Consider the following 16,285-nt stretch of genomic DNA (forward strand, 5'->3'; position numbering starts at 1 on the left):
GGAGAAGTTTCTCCATGACCTTTATAAGATAGAAAATATTAATGAAAAGATAGAAAAGATTAACGCAAAAGTTGAAGAACTGCTTGAGGCTGCTGATTAGATTGGCTCATCATTGCTTGAGCAGCTTGATTTAAGATGTTGTTCTTTGTGAAGTTCATCATTTCTTTAGCCATATCAACATCACGAATACGTGATTCTGCAGCTTGAAGGTTTTCAGCAGAAGTGCTCAAGTTATTGATAGTATGCTCGAGACGGTTTTGTGTTGCACCTAAAAGGGAACGTCCTTTTGAGACTGTCTCAATTTGTGTCGAGATTGTGTTAACTAACGCTGTAGAAAGAGCTGATGTTGCAACACTCGTTGATGATAGAGAACCTACTGCTGTGTTAACAGTATCGAGGTTAACTCCTGCTGTAGTAAAATCAACTGCCATTGTTTGAGCATTGTTTGCCCCGACTTGGAAAGTGACACTTCCAGATACACCAGCAGTTCCGTTAAGCAATTTCTGTTCGTTAAACTCCGTATTATCTTTAATTCGTGTAATTTCTTTTCCAAGCTGAGCTAATTCATCTCCGATTGCTCCACGATCAACAGCTACGTTTGTATCGTTAGCTGCCTGCACAGCGAGTTCACGCATACGTTGAAGGATTGAGTGAGTTTCATTCAACCCGCCCTCTGCAGTTTGAATCATCGAGATACCATCTTGTGCGTTTTTCGAAGCCATATCAAGACCACGAATCTGTCCGCGCATTTTTTCAGAGATTGCAAGACCAGCAGCATCGTCGCCAGCACGGTTGATGCGAAGACCTGAAGACAATTTCTCCATCGCTTTACCAGTTTGTGCTGTGTTGAATGACATGTTACGGTGTGCGTTCATCGAGTTAAGGTTGTGGTTAATAATCATTGTAATTTCCCTCCATAGGTTTAAGTTTTTTCCGCTCTTCCAAATCCATTTGTCCGAGCATACAAGGTTTAGGCCGGCCCCTCACCTTGTATTAGTTGGTAACGTTTTTGCGTTTCCATACTCTATATCGGAAGTTCAGAGATTCTGTTTAGTGTTTTTTGAAAAAACTTTTTGTGGGATGCATTTTGATCGACTTGATTTTTCCCCCCTTGAATTCGTAAAAAAATCGTGAGTGCTTAACTATCACTTCAACTCTGCCTCTCAAGAACTTTTCACTTCTTATTTAATTCATCTACATTTAACCACTAACCTCCGGTGCATTTTTTACTCTACTAAATCGCTTCATCATGCGATTTGTTCTTTAATTATCTCTCTCAAAAAAATATATTTGAAACACCATAAAAATCCCAATTATCATACAATCGTTTACCTATTTTAGAAATTGTTCCTTTCAATCCTTTCCCGATTTTCTCTATACTTGGTTCGAACATTCATTATTTATCGTTTTCAAATCAAGGAGGGAAACCATTGAACAAACGAAGTAAACGCTTGAGTACAGCCATCTTTTTATCCGGTGTGCTGTTTGCCACGATGTATACTCAAGACGTAAATGCCGCATCGAAAACAGCTACTGTCGATACATCTATCTTAAATGTTCGACAATCTTCCTCTACATCATCTCCAATCGTTGGAAAGTTGACAAAAGGAAACAAAGTCTCTGTATTGAACGTCAAAGGGTCTTGGGCTGAGATTAACTATAAAGGGGCGAAACGCTACGTTTCTTCCGCCTATTTAAAAATGACAACAGCAACACCGGTATCGGCAAGTAAAGTCAAGCAGACGTACACCGTCACCGATAACTTGAATTTGCGCCAATCGGCCAACTTGAAAGCGCGAGTCCTTGTCACCATCCCTAAGAATAAAGAGGTGCAATACCTTTCAAAAACAGGAACTTGGTATCGCGTAAAATATGGATCAAAAACTGGATATGTTGCGGCCAAGTACGTTAAGGTACAAAACACTGTCGTCAAAAATGCTACCACGGCTGCACCGAAGCCTACTACAGTCACAAAAAACAACGCTTCATCTAGCACGACGAAACAAGTATATGCAACGACTGCGAACTTGAATTTACGTAGCACGGCCTCGACGAAAGCAAAAGTTCTCGTCACCATCCCGAAAAACAAAGAAGTCCAATACATCGCGAAGTCTGGCAATTGGTTTAAGGTGAAATACGGCTCCAAAACCGGTTTTGTGTCTGCTAGCTATATCAAAGTGACGAACAAAACCGTCAGTCCAGCTCCTATCAAGCCTGCTGCGCCAAAACCGCCTGCACCGAAACCTCCTGCTGCTACATCGGCGCAGACAAAAGTGTATAAGACCAAAGAAAATTTGAACTTACGTAGCACGGCCTCAACGAAAGGCAAAGTGCTCGTCACCATTCCAAAAAACAAAGAAGTTCAATACATTTCGAAGTCTGGAAATTGGTACAAAGTCAAGTACGGATCGAAAACCGGTTTCGTGTCTGCCACGTACATTTCAGTGACTACGAAAACGGTGACCCCTGCGAAACCAGCGCCTAAGCCACCAGTTGCCGCTCCTTCGAATAAGGTCACTTATAATACAAAAGAAAACCTCAACTTGCGCAGTGCGGCATCATGGTCTGGTAAAATCCTTCTCACGATTCCAAAAAACAAAGAAGTGACTTATGTCTCGAAGTCTGGTGATTGGATGCGTGTCACTTACAACGGAAAAACCGGCTATGTTGCAAGCAGCTATTTGACAGCAGTCAAACCAGCTCCGGCAAAGCCGGTCACGCCAGCTGCGAAAAAGTATTATTACACGACTGCGAACTTGAATTTGCGTGCCTCGAACTCATTAAGCGGAAAAGTCATTGTGACTTTATTGCCCAATAAAAAAGTCGAGTTCGTATCGGCACACGGTGATTGGTACAAAATCAAGTACGAGAATAAAGTCGGTTTCGTCTCAAAGAAATATTTGACCGAGAAAGCTCCTGTCGCACCGAGCAAACCGGTTGAAACCGAGCAAGACTATACGATTGCGTATGAGGCTGTCGTCACTGCAATGCCAAGCTTGAACGTTCGGACTGCGCCAGATGCAAGTTCAACTCAAATTGGTACGGTACTTCACAATCAAATCATCGGAGTAATCAAGAAAATCAACGATTCGTGGGTTCAAATCGAATTTGAACTGAATGGGAAATTGGTACCAGCATACGTGCATAGTTCGTATATCAAACCATATACTGGTCCGACTGTACCAGAGACCGTACCTGGTACAAAAAACGTTGTTTTGAACTACAGCGACTATGATTTGAAGTTGACCGACATGGTTCAAATCCAAAAGAACGTCAATGCTCAAACCGATAAATACCGCGGGACTGCCGCTTTTGTATCAAAAGAGTTTATCCAATTGATTGAAGGAACTCAAACTGGCAAAGTCTCGACAAACGCCTTGAATGTCCGGGCGGATGCGACGACGAACTCGCACGTATATGGCATCCTTAACATGAACAGTGTCGTCAACGTCCTCGGTGAGAAAGACAACTTCTATTTGATCTCGTACAAGCGGAAAACCGGCGAATCGGAACGTGTCTTCGATAACACATGGCGGTTAGCGACGGAGTCTGATATTTTGAACCAAGTCGATCCACGTCTCGTGAAGTTCGAAGCTGCCCTTGATTCACCACGTGAATCGTTCCAATACTTGGACCTCTCGAAGTCTGCCAACGTTTCAGCTACGATTTTAAACAAAACGCTTCAAGGAAAAGGAATTTTGTCTGGTCAGGCGCAAGCCTTTATCGATGCGGGCAAGTCATATAACATCAACGAGATTTATCTCATGTCACATGCTTTCCTTGAGACGGGGAACGGAACTTCTACCCTCGCTTCAGGAGTTTGGGTAGATCAGACCGGGAAGTTAAGCACATCGACGAGCACACGTTACAAACGTGTCTATAACATGTATGGAATCGGCGCAACAGATGCCAACCCGACAGCAGGGGGTGCAAAATACGCCTTCGACAACGGGTGGTTCACACCTGCCGAAGCCATCAAAGGTGGCGGTCAATGGATCAGCAACCGTTACGTCAACAACACACGTAAACAAAACACGTTGTACAAAATGCGCTTCAATCCAGATAAACCTGGAACGTATCAATATGCGACCGATATCGAGTGGGCATACAAGCAAACGTTCAAAATCCATGAGATTTACAAGTTGCTTGAAGAATACACTGTCGAATTCGATATTCCACGCTTTATTTATTAATTTCATTCAGACGCTAGAAGGAGCCATAACGGTCTCCTTCTTTTTTGTTCTAACTCTAACCCGACAAATAAAAAATAAGGAGAATTATCTCGAATCAGATAATCCTCCTCATTTCACGTTATACGTTCGACACCTTCACTTGCTCCGTCTCATTCTGCAAACTCTCCGCGACACGGACAAGCTCCGTCATCGCGCCGTTCACTTCACCGAGACTGGCCGCCTGTTGGCTCGCTGCTGACGTGACTTCCGTCGCGTAGCGTGACGCCTCTTCGACCATGCCGACGATGCCGGCCGAGTTCGTGACGACCGAGTCGATTTGACCGCGCGACTCATCTAAGAGCGCATCGACCGAATGGACGTGGCTGTACACTTCGTTCGCCGAGTTGTGGATCGACGCGAAGGCGCCTCCCGCCTTCTCGACGAGACCGACGCCCGTCTCGACTTCTGCTTTCACGTTCGCCATCGAAGACGACGTGTCGCCAACTAAACGTTTCACGTCAACGATTAAATCCGTGATTTCTTGCGTCGAGTTCGCCGTCTGTTCAGCGAGCTTCTTAACCTCGGCCGCAACGACCGCGAAGCCGCGTCCATGTTCCCCGGCGCGTGCCGCTTCAATAGACGCGTTCAAGGCGAGCAAGTTCGTCTGAGCCGAGATGTCGCTGATGACGTCCGTGATGCGCGAGATTTCGCCTGTCATCTCTGTCAACTTGCTGTTGAGCGTCGATGACTGTTCGACTTTGCCCGCAATCGCATGCATCGCATCGACCGACGACGAGGCAAGGCCTTTGCCGCTCTCGGCCTCTTGTTGCATCTCACTTGCTGAATTTAGAGCCGAGCCCATCTCGTTACGGATATTCTCCATCGTCCGGGCGACGGCCCCGAGTAGGTCCATCGAGCTATACGTCGCGCTGACGTTGTCCTCGAGCATCTTGTTCAAGGCGTCCATCGCTTGACGGATGTTCTCGCCGGCGACATTGCCTTCTTGGACCGCTGCCGCAATCTCTTGCGCCGAACCGGTGAGCTGGTCCGCCGTGTAACGCATATTCGTCCCTTGCTCCCGTAAGTGCCCGACCATGTTGTCCATCGAGAGGAGCAGACGTCCCATCTCCGAACGGTCTGTCGTCGTCTCGTCCGCGAACACGACCGTCAAATCGCCGTTGCCGACCTCGACCGCCTTGTCGGACGCCAATTCGATGGCCTTGAGCGGACGACGGGCGATCAAGTAGATGACGGCGCCGCCAATCCCTGAAATGAGCAACGCCACGGCCGTCCCGACGAGCATGACCTGACCTTTCGCCATCTCAAGCTCTGTGAGCAGCAAGAGCGTGATCCAGCCGACCGCTCCGCCCGTGATAAAGGATGTGACCAAAATCCATGCGAGCAGTTGGGTCGTAAAGTTTTTGAATAGCTTCACTATGAGTTCCTCCTCTGTGTAATTCATCACCTACTATATCGTCCGAATTCCAGCTTTTGTATAGCGTTTTCAGTTGAAGTTTTGGTCAATGAAAAAACGCCCTCGTCACCGAGAGCGTCTTGATTAAAAACGGTCATCTTCTTTTGTCATGTGCACCTGTTCGCGTGGGGTCATCAACGCGTCGATTGCGAGTGCAATCGCGGCTGCCCAATGTAGCATCATGCCAAGGAACGGGATGAACCCGAGCACCGATGCTGTGATCCCTACGAGTGCCCCGACCGAAATCCGTTTCAGCCGCGACAGCGACACGACGAGCAAGACGATGTGGAACACGAGCATGAACCCGAGCGGTGTGTAGCCCATGCTGATGATGAACAGCCCACCGAGTGCTGGGATGCCGAGAAACGCCTCAAAGGCGGCCCCGAGCCATTTCAAATTCCGAACCATTTATCTCACCTCACAGTTCTAATAGATAGAACTCATAGCCGCCGTTCTCTGCGAACCCGGCCCGCTTGTAAATCTCGAGCGCGGCCTTGTTCTCCGTCTCGACGTCAAGCTCAAGCTTCGTCCGGCCCATGCGGAACAGCTGCTGTACCATCTGCTTCAACATCTTCGTGCCGTAGCCCTTGCCTTGCTCGTCCGCCTTGACGCCGAACGCGTGGATGCTGCCGGCATCTTCGCCCGAAAGGAGCGCGCGAATGACCCCCACCGGACGACCATCGACCTCACCGATGTACGTCACTCGGTCCGGCGTGTCAATCTGTTGATAGATGTTCTCCGTCACGTCGAGCGGGTCGCCGAACGCCTCACTGAGCGTCTCGATGATGAGCGGGCGGTCCGCTTCCGTCGCCTCCCGGAGCGATACTTCGTTCGGCTTCAAGAATAGCTCGGCTTTTTTGAGCACCAAGTTGTATTCTGAGAATTGGTACGCCGCGCCGAGATGGTCGATGACCGCCTTGCCGTCCTTCGATTTGCGATCGATGACGAACGTGAACGCTTCACAGCCATTCTGTTTCGCGTCCTGCTTCGCCGTTTCAAAGAGCGCCTTGAAAACGCCTTGTTTCCGATAGTCCGGATGCACGAGCGCATTCACTTCATACTCGTTCGGAAGATACGGGAAGAGCACCATATAGCCGACGAGCGTTTCGTCATCATAGACGGCGTAGTCGTTCTGACCGACTGCCACGTGTCCGAGTTTCACGTCAATCTTGTCATATGCGTTGACCGCTACCTCGAGCGCCGCCACCAGTTCTGCCTGTCTCACTTCTTCTACTGTCCAATTCATGAAATCACCTCACGTCATATTGTAGCATAATCGAAAAAGCCCGCCGTAGCGGGCGGACTCATAACGTCCGGAATTCAAGCTCCGGTAATGTCTCGAGCAGTTCGGCAATCTCATCCGTGTGCGCCTCGGCACCCGGGACGGCCTCGGTCGGTTCGACCCAGAAGAACGTCTTGTCGCTCGCACCGAGGTAGTTGCCGTAGCCGACTTCCTGGGCGAACGCCTCTTCCGATAGTTCACGGTCAATCAAGTCCAAATGGAACAACAACTGGTCGTCGCCGTCCTCGACGTTATAGTAGAGGTCGAACGTGCCATAGCTGTTCTTGTCGCCGACATCGACGACGTCCTGCGCCTTCTCGATATAGACGTCCCCACGCTCAATCGCCTCGACGATTTTCGATGGGAGAATGATCTCGTAACCGAGCTCACGGTCACGGATCGTCTGCGTCGTATCATCCGTCCGTCCCCGGGACGAAACGACACCGACCGTTGCGACAAGGGCACCCGTCACGCCGAGCGCGACCGCCCACTTCATTGTTTTGTTCATATGGATTCACTCCTCTTTGGTCTAGCCATGAGACGATTATCGCACAAAATGACCGTAAATCATTAAATATTCTGAAAAAATGTTTTAGGATGCGTTGACGCACGTCCGTCAATCCCATACGATGAAGATATCGTATTATAGAAAAGAGGAACTGATATGTCAAACGAACAACAATTGTCACGCGCACAGCTCGACGCGCTCTTAAAAAACGTCTTCGCCCTTCAAATCCCGGTCATCGAGAAGTTCATGACCGACTTGTTCAGAAAGTACGTCTCGACAGCGTCCACGTTCAAACAGGACATGGATACGATGAAAGCGACAGAATGGCATAAGCAGTTCTTCGGTCAGAAAGTGATGCCGCACTTGTTCATCGAGAACCTTGGCTTCGGCGCGTCGTTCCGTCATCAGGAGCAAGACAAAGTCGTCAAAATTCCGGACAATATGACGGTCGTGAAACCGGACTCGGACGACCAGATTGAAGAGATTCTCCAAAACCTCGACAAGACGATGGCGTCGATGGACAACATCAAAAACAAGGGACTCGTCAAAAAGTTCTATAAAGAGACGCTCGAACTCATCTGCCAGCTCGGTAGCCGGACTGGGATGATGGACGAGTTTTATGAGCAAGTCAAAGGCAGCTTGACGAAAGCATGACCTTTCATCCACGTTCACGGACGTGGATTTTTTTAATGACCGTCCCGCGGCTCGAACACCGCCAAGCGCTCGATATTGGCCAGAATCGGCCGTGCCTTCCCAATCAACGTCTGCGTCGTCTCGAGCGACAGCGACTGCTGATGCGCCTCGATACTTGCCCATACCTCATAGACGACGATCGACTCATCGTCGAGCGAGACGTTCACCCGGTATGTTTCGCACGTCGGCTCTCGTTCCATCGCCGTCGCCGCCTCGAGCAAAATCGCGAGCAGCGTCTCGCGCTCACCTGATACGGCGGTCAGTTTTCCGATCAATCCATAGGACATGTTCATCCCTCCTTGTCATATCGATTCGTCACTGGTACGACAGTCTCCTTTACGTTGAATTGGCTACGACTATGCAGCACGACCCCGACCATGACGAGCGAGATGCCGACGAGCGACAGTCCGGACGGCAGATGAGCCTGCAGGAAAATCAACTCGCCGATGAGCGCGAACAGCACCTCGAGCGCCTGGGTCGCCTCGACCGTGGCCAGTCTCCCCATATCGTGCTTGACGAGGTCGGTCGCCTTGAAGAAGAGCACCGTCGCGACGACGCCCGATAACAGGGCGACGAGAAGCGTCTGCGTCAGTTGAGAGTTCGTAGGTGCCCCCGTCGTCAGCCCGTAGCCGAACAAAAGGAGCCAGACCGGGAGTGAGCCGATGCACATGCCGAGGATGCGTTCGAACACGTCATGGTCGGTGTGGGCCATCATCTTCCGGTTGCCGAGCGGATAGGCGAACGCGGCAATCAATACCGGCACCACCCCGATCCACAGGAAGCGCGGCTCGAAGTCGGCGAGGAACTCGACTTGCATCAAGACGACGCCGAACAGAATGAGTCCTGAGAAGCGGAGCGCCGTCCACGGAATCCGCTCCCGCGTCCCGTCGCTCCGGCGGAACAGTGGTGACAACAAAGCCCCGGCGATGATCGTCACTTGCCACGTGCCGGCGATGAGCCAAGGCGGGGCAACCTCGGCGGCGAGACAGATCGGGACGTAAAACAGACCGAAGCCGACCGTCCCCCAGACGAGCCACGGGAGCGGGGTCTCGGTAAGGGCAAGACGCACCCGATGCATGCCACCCCGGACGGCCACGACGAGCATGAGCAACGGAATCATGAACAGGAAGCGGAGCGAGGCGCTATACGCCCAACTCCCCCCGCCGACCTGCATCGATTCATTCAAGACGAACGTGCTCGCGAAAAACAAGGCGGCGAGTACACCTAATAACAGCGGACGCATACGGTCTCTCCTTTCTGAATCCCCACTTGTTCCCTATCCGTCCCGCATTTCCCTGCCTCCACAAAAAAATCAAGCAGCGTCCGCTGCTTGATTCGTCTCAATGGATATCGCGTTTGCGGAAATTCCCGCCTTTGACCTCGGACACCTCGTACACGACGACGAACGCCTCGGGGTCGACCTGGTTGATGATTTCTTTCATCTTCCGCTCCTCAAGCCGGTTGATGACGCACGTGATCTCGTAATAGCACTCTTTTGAGTACGCACCTTGAATCTGGTTGAGCGTCGCGCTCCGACCGAGCCGGTCGCGAATCGTCTCGACCATGACCTCAGGCGCGCCCGTGATGATCTTGAACGTCTTCGCACCGCTCAGTCCCTCCTCAACGATATGAATCACTTTCGAGGCGATGAAGTAGGCGATGGCCGACAGGACCGCTCCTTGCAGGCCGAACACCGTCGAGACGACGATGAAGACGAACACGTTCAAGAAGAGAATCAAGTCGCTCGTCCCGAACGGCAACTTCCGTGATAACAGGACGGCCAGCATGTCGATGCCGTCGAGGGCGCCCCCGTTCCGGAGCGATAGCCCCATCCCGAGCCCGAGGATGATCCCCCCGACGACGGTGACGAGCAGCGTGTCCCCATCGATAATCGTCGGGACGTGGTGCATGATGAGCGTCCCGACCGATAGCGAGGCTATGCCGGTGACCGACAGGATGGCGAAGCTCTTCCCGATCTGCTTATAGCCGAGATAGACGAACGGGATATTGAGAATCCCGAGGAACACGCCGAGCGGGAGACCCGTGAGTTGGGAGACGACGATGCTGATCCCGGTGATGCCCCCGTCCGATACGCTGTTCGGGATCAAGACCGACTCGAGGCCGTACGCCGCGATCATCCCGCCGATGATGTTCATGATGATTTGAAAGCCCATGAGCCAGGCTCGATTGTCACGTTTCATGAGTAACGTCCTCCTTTTTGTTTTAACTTTCCTAGTCTAACATAAAAAAATAGTAGAATAACATCTTCGGTGTCGATGAAAAACTTGTGTCAGATTCTCTGCCGCTTCTGCTTCATCCCGTGTGAGGTTTGCTATACTAAAAAGAAAAAGGGAGTGACCCCCGATGCAGCGTCCACCGATGCCTTCCCCGACTCCGGAGGAAGTGCTCCGCTTGAAACGTGTCCATAACCCGATCAAACCGACCGAGCTTCTCGCCAAGGGGCTGCTCCTGTTGCTCGGCGCCTTCATCTTCGCGGTCGGGCTCGAGGCATTCCTCGTCCCGAACCAGATCATCGACGGCGGCATCGTCGGCGTCTCGATCATCACGTCATATTTGACCGACACGAAGCTCGCCATCTGGCTCGTCTTGTTCAACATCCCGTTCATCTTCTTCGGCTATCGCCAAATCGGGAAGACGTTCGCCGTCGTCACGTTGTTGGCGATTACGCTCATGTCCGGCTTCACGATCTTGCTCCATTCGGTCGAGCCGTTCACTGACGATTTGCTGTTGTCGACCGTGTTCGGCGGCTTCTTGCTCGGCGCCGGGGTCGGGCTCGTCATCCGGGCCGGTGGGTCGCTCGACGGGACCGAGATTTTGGCCGTATCGTTCACGGACCGGTTGCCGTTCTCCGTCGGTGAGATCGTCATGTTCTTCAACATCTTCATCCTCGGAATGGCCGGGTTCATCTTCAGCTGGGACCGGGCCATGTACTCGCTCCTCACGTATTTCATCGCCTTCAAGACGATCGATATCGTGCTCGAAGGAATCGATCAGTCGAAGGCCGCGTGGATCATCACCACCTCACCCGATGACGTCGGTCAAGCCATCATGGACCGACTCGGCCGGGGTGTGACGTATTTGCACGGGGAAGGCGCCTACACCGGCGACGGCAAGAAGGTCGTCTTCACCGTCATCAGCCGACTTGAAGAGACGAAACTGAAAGACATCCTCGACGACTATGACGAGAAGGCGTTCCTCGCCATCGGCAATATCCATGACGTCCGGGGCGGCCAGTTCAAAAAGAAAAATATCCACTAAAAAAATCGGCCCCGCGGGACCGATTTTTTGTTTATCCGATTTTCGCTTGATTGCGCCCGCTCGTCTTCGCCGCGTAAAGGGCGGCGTCGGCCCTTTCGAACACGACAGTGCCCGGCTCGGCCCCGGCGAGCGATGCCCCGAGCGAAACCGTCATCGGGATGTGCATCCCTTCGAACGAGAATGGGGTGTCGCGGATGACCTTGACGATATCGTCCGCAATCAACCGGACGTCACCGGCATCCTCGAGCACCATCAGAAACTCTTCCCCGCCATAGCGCCCAACGAAGCCGTCCGGCGGACAGTTCGCCTGTAACGTTTGACCGATGTGGTGAAGCGCTGCGTCACCGGCCCGATGACCATATGTATCGTTCAACTGCTTGAACCGGTCGACATCGATGACGAACAGCGCCCAAGGGAGACCCGACATCTCGACCTCGTTCAAACGTTCGAGCGTCATATAGCGGTTCGGGAGACCCGTCAGCTCGTCAATCGTCGCCCGCTGCGCGTGCAGCCGGAACATGCGCAGGTGCGTCTCAATCTGTTTCGCGACCCAGTAACACATCCAGCCACCGAGGAACGTCATGACGAAATACGGCAAGAACACGGTCGTGAACGCCTGAATCGGGACGTTGCCAGCAATTCGAAACAAGACGAGCACGGCCCCGAACACGAGATAGGCCGAATACAAGTGACCGCGTCGCATCACCAGTCGATTTAACACGAGCGACAACACGAAGAACAAGCCGAGCGTGCCGAACGAGCGGATGAATTGGTCGGTCATGCCGTCGAGACCGAAGCGACTGAGAAGAGTCAACCCCATCGTGACTGCGACTCCGACCGGTCCGGCATAGGCGCCTGAGAGCGCGAGCGGGATAATCCGGAGGTCGACTCTTGCCTCTCCGACTTGAAACGAGTTGACCGTCAACAGTACGGCCGCGAGCCCCATGGCGAGACCAAACCAGATACGGACCGCATAAGGAGAACCTGCCTGAATCGGCAACAGCTGGCGCATGAGATACAGGGCCAGTGATAAAACGAGATAGATGATACTGACATTGATGAAAAAGATGTTGATGACTTGACCCAAGCCTTGTCCTCTCCCGCCATTTCTTTCCTCCTATCCTATCGTACAAAAGTGACGCATGTCACCCTATCCAAATTTTAGGACAGCTAAAAAGCCGGAAGCTCACGCTTCCGACTTGTTTTGCATCATCTGTTTCATCAAGTTGGCGCTGTCGCGGGCCGATTCGTTCTCGGCCTGCATCTGGACGTACACCTCATGACGATGGATGTCGATATGGCGCGGGGCGTCGATGCCGAGCTTGACCTGGTCGCCTTCGATGGCGAGCACGGTGAGCGTCACATCGTCCCCGATATGGATGGCCTCGCCTTGTTTTCGTTTCAATACGAGCATCAGCGCACCTCTTCTTTCTGACCGCCGAGCGGGAACCGGGCCGGGTAGACGTCATCCAAGATGACTTGCTTCCCGCGGCGCTCTTTCGTCTCGATGACGATTGGGGCCTTCAAGTTGAGCGTCGAGGCGTCGAACGGTTCGCGGAGCGTCACGATGGCATACACCGAGACGTGTTCCGCCTCATCGATGCCGAGCTGCTCTTTCGCGCCGTCGGTCAACTCGAACGCATAGTCCGACTTGTGCCAGAACGGGTTCGTCACGACGAAGGCGCAGGCCGGGTCCTCGAGCGACTGGAGCGACCAGAACGGGAGCTCGTCGCCGTACGGGATGAGGGCGAACGTCTTCGACTCCGGGAACCCGGGAATCTCGCTGACGAACGAGATCGTCTCGTCTTCATTTACTTCGATCTTGCCAAAATAGTCTGTCTCAATGAACATGGGTCATCCTCACTTTCAACGCGTCTCATCATACATGCCACCGACCGGCCACATTTCGAGCGATGCCTGTTGACGGAGCGAGATGTCCGTCGTCCATGGCGTGAACGAGATATCGGCCGGGGTGAGTGATACATCAATCTGTGCCGGCGTCAGGTTCCACTCGATTTTGACATCCGCCGGCGTATACGTCAACTTCACACGGTCGAGCGACTTCGGCATGAAGTCCATGTCGACGACCGGGTACGGGGTGCTCGTCTTCTCGGCGGCCATCGCGGCAATCGGGTTGCCGTTCTCGATGCGCATGAGCCGGTCCCCGTCCCGGGCCGTGCTCGATGTCGCTTCTCGGGCTGCCTGCTCCCCGAGCTGACCGAAGTGGCGGCCGAGCTCGAGTGCTGCCTTCAAGTTGCTTTCACTGCGCGCGACCGACGAGTCGATCTCGAGCGTGCCACCTGTCGTCTGTTGGGTCATCTCGACCTTGCCTTGCGTCATCGACACATCGGCCCTCCCTTGCCGCATCTCGAGGTGGGGCCGGTTCGACGTGATTTGGATGGCAGCCTGCGTCTGCCGCATCTCAAGCCGGGCGATATCCATCGCTTACCGGAGGAAGTCGAGGAGCGTCGGTTGGATGATCCGGGCTCCGGCCGATAGCGCGGCCCGGTGCACCGTCTCGTGAGACTTGAGCTCCATGATGACTTTTTCGATGTCGATGTCCTCGTTATCGGACATGATCGTCTTGGCGATAATCTCATGTTCTTGCAGACGGTTATCGACGAGTTCTAACCGGTTGGCACGCGCCCCGAGCTCAGCCCGCTCCGTAATCAAGTTTTGGGCAATGACATCGAGGTCAGCGAGCTCGTTCGAGAGCACTTCCCCAGATGTGTTCGGGTCGGCCAATTTCGAGACGAGGTCGTGGAGTCCAGCGAACACATCGCTCCCGAACACCGTCTCCGGCTGCATGTTCACTTGAACGGTGATGCCTTTCGATACTTCGAAGGCGACTTTCCCGCTCGCGGCCGGTGCCCCGCCCGGGTAGATGCTGTTGACGTCCCCGTTCGGGTCGGCAAGGAACGCCTTCAAGGCGTCCATATCGACGAGCGGCTGGTCCGTCTTCGTGCCGTTGTAAATATATTTCTCGCCCGACTTCGCGTTCGCGAGCGAGCCGAGATGTTCGATCAACTGATTGACCTCGCTCTGGATGATTTGACGCTGCGACGACTCGTACGTGTCGTTGGCCGCCTGCGTCGTCAATTCGCGGATTCGTTTGACGGCTTCCGTCACTTCGTTCAACGTCGAATCGGTCAAGTCCATCCAGCTCGTCGCCTCGCTGACGTTGCGGCGGAACTGGTCGACCTCGCGCACCTCGGTCCGATAGCGCATGCCCTGCATAGCGACGACCGGGTCCTCGGACGCCTTCTGAATCCGTTTCCCGCTGATGAGCTGTTCCTGGACTTGAGCGAGCTTGTTATAACTGCTCGATAAATGTTTCAAGTTCGTCTGTGTGAGCATCGTCTGTGTGACTCGCATCAAGCATTACCTCCCTACGACACCCATGCCGTTGATGATTTTGTCGAGCATCTCGTCGACGGCCGTGATGTTGCGGGCCGCCGCGTTATAGGCGTGTTGATATTGAATCATCATCGTCATCTCCTCGTCGAGCGACACGGCGCTCACCGCTTGGCGGCGCTGGTCCGAGCTCGCCATGAGCGCGAACGTGCTCTTGGCGAGGCGTCCGCTCTGGTCGGCGGCGACGGCCATGTTGCCGATGACGTTCTGATAGTATTTGCCGATCGACGTGTCCGTCTGGACCGACCCGTCGAAGCTGAGCGTGGCCGACTTCAAGTTCGCCAAGGCGAGGGCCCCGCTGCCGTCCCCGATATTGCCGTCTTGAGACGCGGCGATCAAGTCGAGGTTGTTCATGACGGCGTCGCTCACTTTGATCGTCGCGGCGCTCGCCGTCCCTTCGAAGAAGTTCGCCGTCCCGGCGTTACCTTTGGCGTCCCTATTGTTGCTGTGGGCCGTGTTGAACGCCGAGGCGAACTTGCCGGCCATCTCGTCCAAGTCTTTCAGCATCGTCGCGTAGACGCCGTTCACGCTACCTGACTCTGGCGTATCCGTGCCGTACATCTCGACGAGCGCTTTCCATTTGCCGTTCGGCATCGTGGCGTGCGTGAGGGCCACGTCGGTCCCGCTCGCATCGGTCATGTCGAGACCGTCGAACGAGCCGACCGTACCGTTGATGCCGTCGACGAGCTTATGGTCGACACCATTGATTGAGACGACGATGTCGATGCGGCCCTCGGCGACCTTCTGGGAGTTCCCGCGCGACTCGCCGTTCGTGTAGTCGACCGGGACACGTGTGAAGTCCATGTACTGGGCGAGCTCGTCCATATAGCGGTCACGCTCGTCATACAGTTCGTTCGGGAGTACGCCGAGCGGCTCCGCGTCCCCAATTTGACGGTTGACCTGACTGATTTTCGTCATCAAGTCGTTCACTTTCTTGACGACGACGTCGCCTTCTGAGGCGAGGTCGGCCTGCACTTTTTGGAGTGAGGACGACATGTAGTTGAACGTCTCCGCGAGCGTAATCGCCCGTTGGCGGACGACGCTGCGCGCGCCGGCGTCATCCGGGTTGACCGACAAATCTTGGAGCGAGGCCCAGAACAAGTCGAGCGATTTGGCGAGGCCGGTCTCGGACGGCTCGTTGACGATGTCCTCCATCCGACCGAACGCCGCCTCTTTCGTCGCGTAATAGGCGTTCTTCACCGACTCGTCGCGGTACTGCTGGTCGATCATCAAATCGCGGATTCGGGCGAGCGTCTCACCGCGGACACCCGTCCCGAACTGCCCGGCCTTCGTGCCCCCGAAGTTGACGCTGAGTTGTTCGGTCATGCCGAGCGACAAGCGTTGGCGCGAGTAGCCCGGGTTCGAGGCGTTAGCGACGTTGTTCCCTGTCGCCTGGAGCGCCCATTGGTGCGTCGTTAAACTGCGGCGCGCCGTTTCTAATCCCATAAATGTTGAGCCCATCA

17 protein-coding genes are annotated in these 16,285 nt (G+C 53.6%); 3 read left to right on the forward strand and 14 right to left on the reverse strand.

Annotation, left to right across the window (positions count from 1 at the left end):
• Nucleotides 1–59 precede the first annotated feature (59 nt).
• Nucleotides 60–902: a flagellin N-terminal helical domain-containing protein gene (locus tag KNP72_RS02845; protein WP_214832050.1), complete on the reverse strand. Its 843-nt coding sequence runs from the start codon at nt 900–902 to the stop codon at nt 60–62.
• Nucleotides 903–1,430: 528 nt separating this feature from the next.
• Between KNP72_RS02845 and KNP72_RS02850 the strand changes: the two genes are divergently transcribed.
• Nucleotides 1,431–4,193 (forward strand): SH3 domain-containing protein, encoded by a 2,763-nt coding sequence (locus tag KNP72_RS02850; RefSeq protein WP_214832051.1) that lies wholly within the window; start codon nt 1,431–1,433, stop codon nt 4,191–4,193.
• 118 nt (nt 4,194–4,311) lie between these two features.
• Here the strand turns inward: KNP72_RS02850 and KNP72_RS02855 are convergent, their stop codons facing one another.
• The 4 genes from KNP72_RS02855 to KNP72_RS02870 form a co-directional block, all read right to left on the reverse strand.
• Nucleotides 4,312–5,607 carry a methyl-accepting chemotaxis protein gene (locus KNP72_RS02855; protein WP_214832052.1) on the reverse strand — a complete coding sequence of 432 codons (1,296 nt, stop codon included), beginning with the start codon at nt 5,605–5,607 and terminating at the stop codon, nt 4,312–4,314.
• A gap of 123 nt (nt 5,608–5,730) precedes the next feature.
• Entirely contained in the window at nt 5,731–6,054 is a 324-nt protein-coding gene (locus KNP72_RS02860) for a hypothetical protein (protein ID WP_138859049.1), read from the reverse strand.
• Nucleotides 6,055–6,064: 10 nt separating this feature from the next.
• Nucleotides 6,065–6,892, reverse strand: coding sequence for a GNAT family N-acetyltransferase (locus tag KNP72_RS02865; RefSeq protein ID WP_214832053.1), 828 nt, complete (start codon nt 6,890–6,892; stop codon nt 6,065–6,067).
• Between the two features lie 58 nt (nt 6,893–6,950).
• Entirely contained in the window at nt 6,951–7,436 is a 486-nt protein-coding gene (locus KNP72_RS02870) for a hypothetical protein (protein ID WP_021066569.1), read from the reverse strand.
• A gap of 156 nt (nt 7,437–7,592) precedes the next feature.
• Here KNP72_RS02870 and KNP72_RS02875 point away from each other — a divergent pair, with 156 nt between their 5' ends.
• On the forward strand, nt 7,593–8,090 hold the full coding sequence (locus KNP72_RS02875) for a hypothetical protein (RefSeq protein WP_021066568.1): 498 nt from the start codon (nt 7,593–7,595) through the stop codon (nt 8,088–8,090).
• A gap of 32 nt (nt 8,091–8,122) precedes the next feature.
• On the opposite strand, the gene KNP72_RS02880 is transcribed toward KNP72_RS02875, so the two are convergent.
• The 3 genes from KNP72_RS02880 to KNP72_RS02890 form a co-directional block, all read right to left on the reverse strand.
• Entirely contained in the window at nt 8,123–8,416 is a 294-nt protein-coding gene (locus KNP72_RS02880) for a putative quinol monooxygenase (protein WP_214832054.1), read from the reverse strand.
• A 2-nt stretch (nt 8,417–8,418) separates the two neighbouring features.
• Nucleotides 8,419–9,372, reverse strand: coding sequence for a DMT family transporter (locus KNP72_RS02885; protein WP_214832055.1), 954 nt, complete (start codon nt 9,370–9,372; stop codon nt 8,419–8,421).
• Between the two features lie 97 nt (nt 9,373–9,469).
• Nucleotides 9,470–10,330: a YitT family protein gene (locus KNP72_RS02890; protein WP_214832056.1), complete on the reverse strand. Its 861-nt coding sequence runs from the start codon at nt 10,328–10,330 to the stop codon at nt 9,470–9,472.
• 163 nt (nt 10,331–10,493) lie between these two features.
• On the opposite strand from KNP72_RS02890, the gene KNP72_RS02895 reads away from it, so the two are divergent.
• Complete coding sequence (locus KNP72_RS02895; protein WP_214707187.1) at nt 10,494–11,408, forward strand: YitT family protein; 915 nt, start codon at nt 10,494–10,496, stop codon at nt 11,406–11,408.
• 31 nt (nt 11,409–11,439) lie between these two features.
• On the opposite strand, the gene KNP72_RS02900 is transcribed toward KNP72_RS02895, so the two are convergent.
• The 6 genes from KNP72_RS02900 to flgK form a co-directional block, all read right to left on the reverse strand.
• Complete coding sequence (locus tag KNP72_RS02900) at nt 11,440–12,495, reverse strand: GGDEF domain-containing protein (protein ID WP_251128822.1); 1,056 nt, start codon at nt 12,493–12,495, stop codon at nt 11,440–11,442.
• A gap of 99 nt (nt 12,496–12,594) precedes the next feature.
• Nucleotides 12,595–12,822: a carbon storage regulator CsrA gene (gene csrA / locus KNP72_RS02905; protein WP_021066562.1), complete on the reverse strand. Its 228-nt coding sequence runs from the start codon at nt 12,820–12,822 to the stop codon at nt 12,595–12,597.
• The gene (gene fliW, locus KNP72_RS02910; protein ID WP_214717854.1) at nt 12,822–13,259 is read right to left on the reverse strand and encodes a flagellar assembly protein FliW; all 438 of its coding nucleotides are present in this window, start codon (nt 13,257–13,259) and stop codon (nt 12,822–12,824) included. The genes csrA and fliW overlap by 1 nt, the downstream gene beginning before the upstream one ends.
• A 15-nt stretch (nt 13,260–13,274) precedes the next feature.
• Nucleotides 13,275–13,850, reverse strand: a complete 576-nt coding sequence (locus KNP72_RS02915; protein WP_214832057.1) for a DUF6470 family protein — start codon at nt 13,848–13,850, stop codon at nt 13,275–13,277.
• A gap of 3 nt (nt 13,851–13,853) precedes the next feature.
• A complete protein-coding gene (gene flgL / locus KNP72_RS02920; RefSeq protein WP_214717857.1) occupies nt 13,854–14,783 on the reverse strand; it encodes a flagellar hook-associated protein FlgL in 930 nt (309 codons plus the stop codon).
• 6 nt (nt 14,784–14,789) lie between these two features.
• Nucleotides 14,790–16,283 (reverse strand): flagellar hook-associated protein FlgK, encoded by a 1,494-nt coding sequence (gene flgK, locus KNP72_RS02925; RefSeq protein WP_214832059.1) that lies wholly within the window; start codon nt 16,281–16,283, stop codon nt 14,790–14,792.
• Between the last annotated feature and the right edge of the window lie 2 nt (nt 16,284–16,285).

Origin of the sequence: Exiguobacterium sp. s152, from assembly GCF_018618335.1 — a bacterium.
GTDB classification, from domain to species: domain Bacteria; phylum Bacillota; class Bacilli; order Exiguobacteriales; family Exiguobacteriaceae; genus Exiguobacterium; species Exiguobacterium chiriqhucha.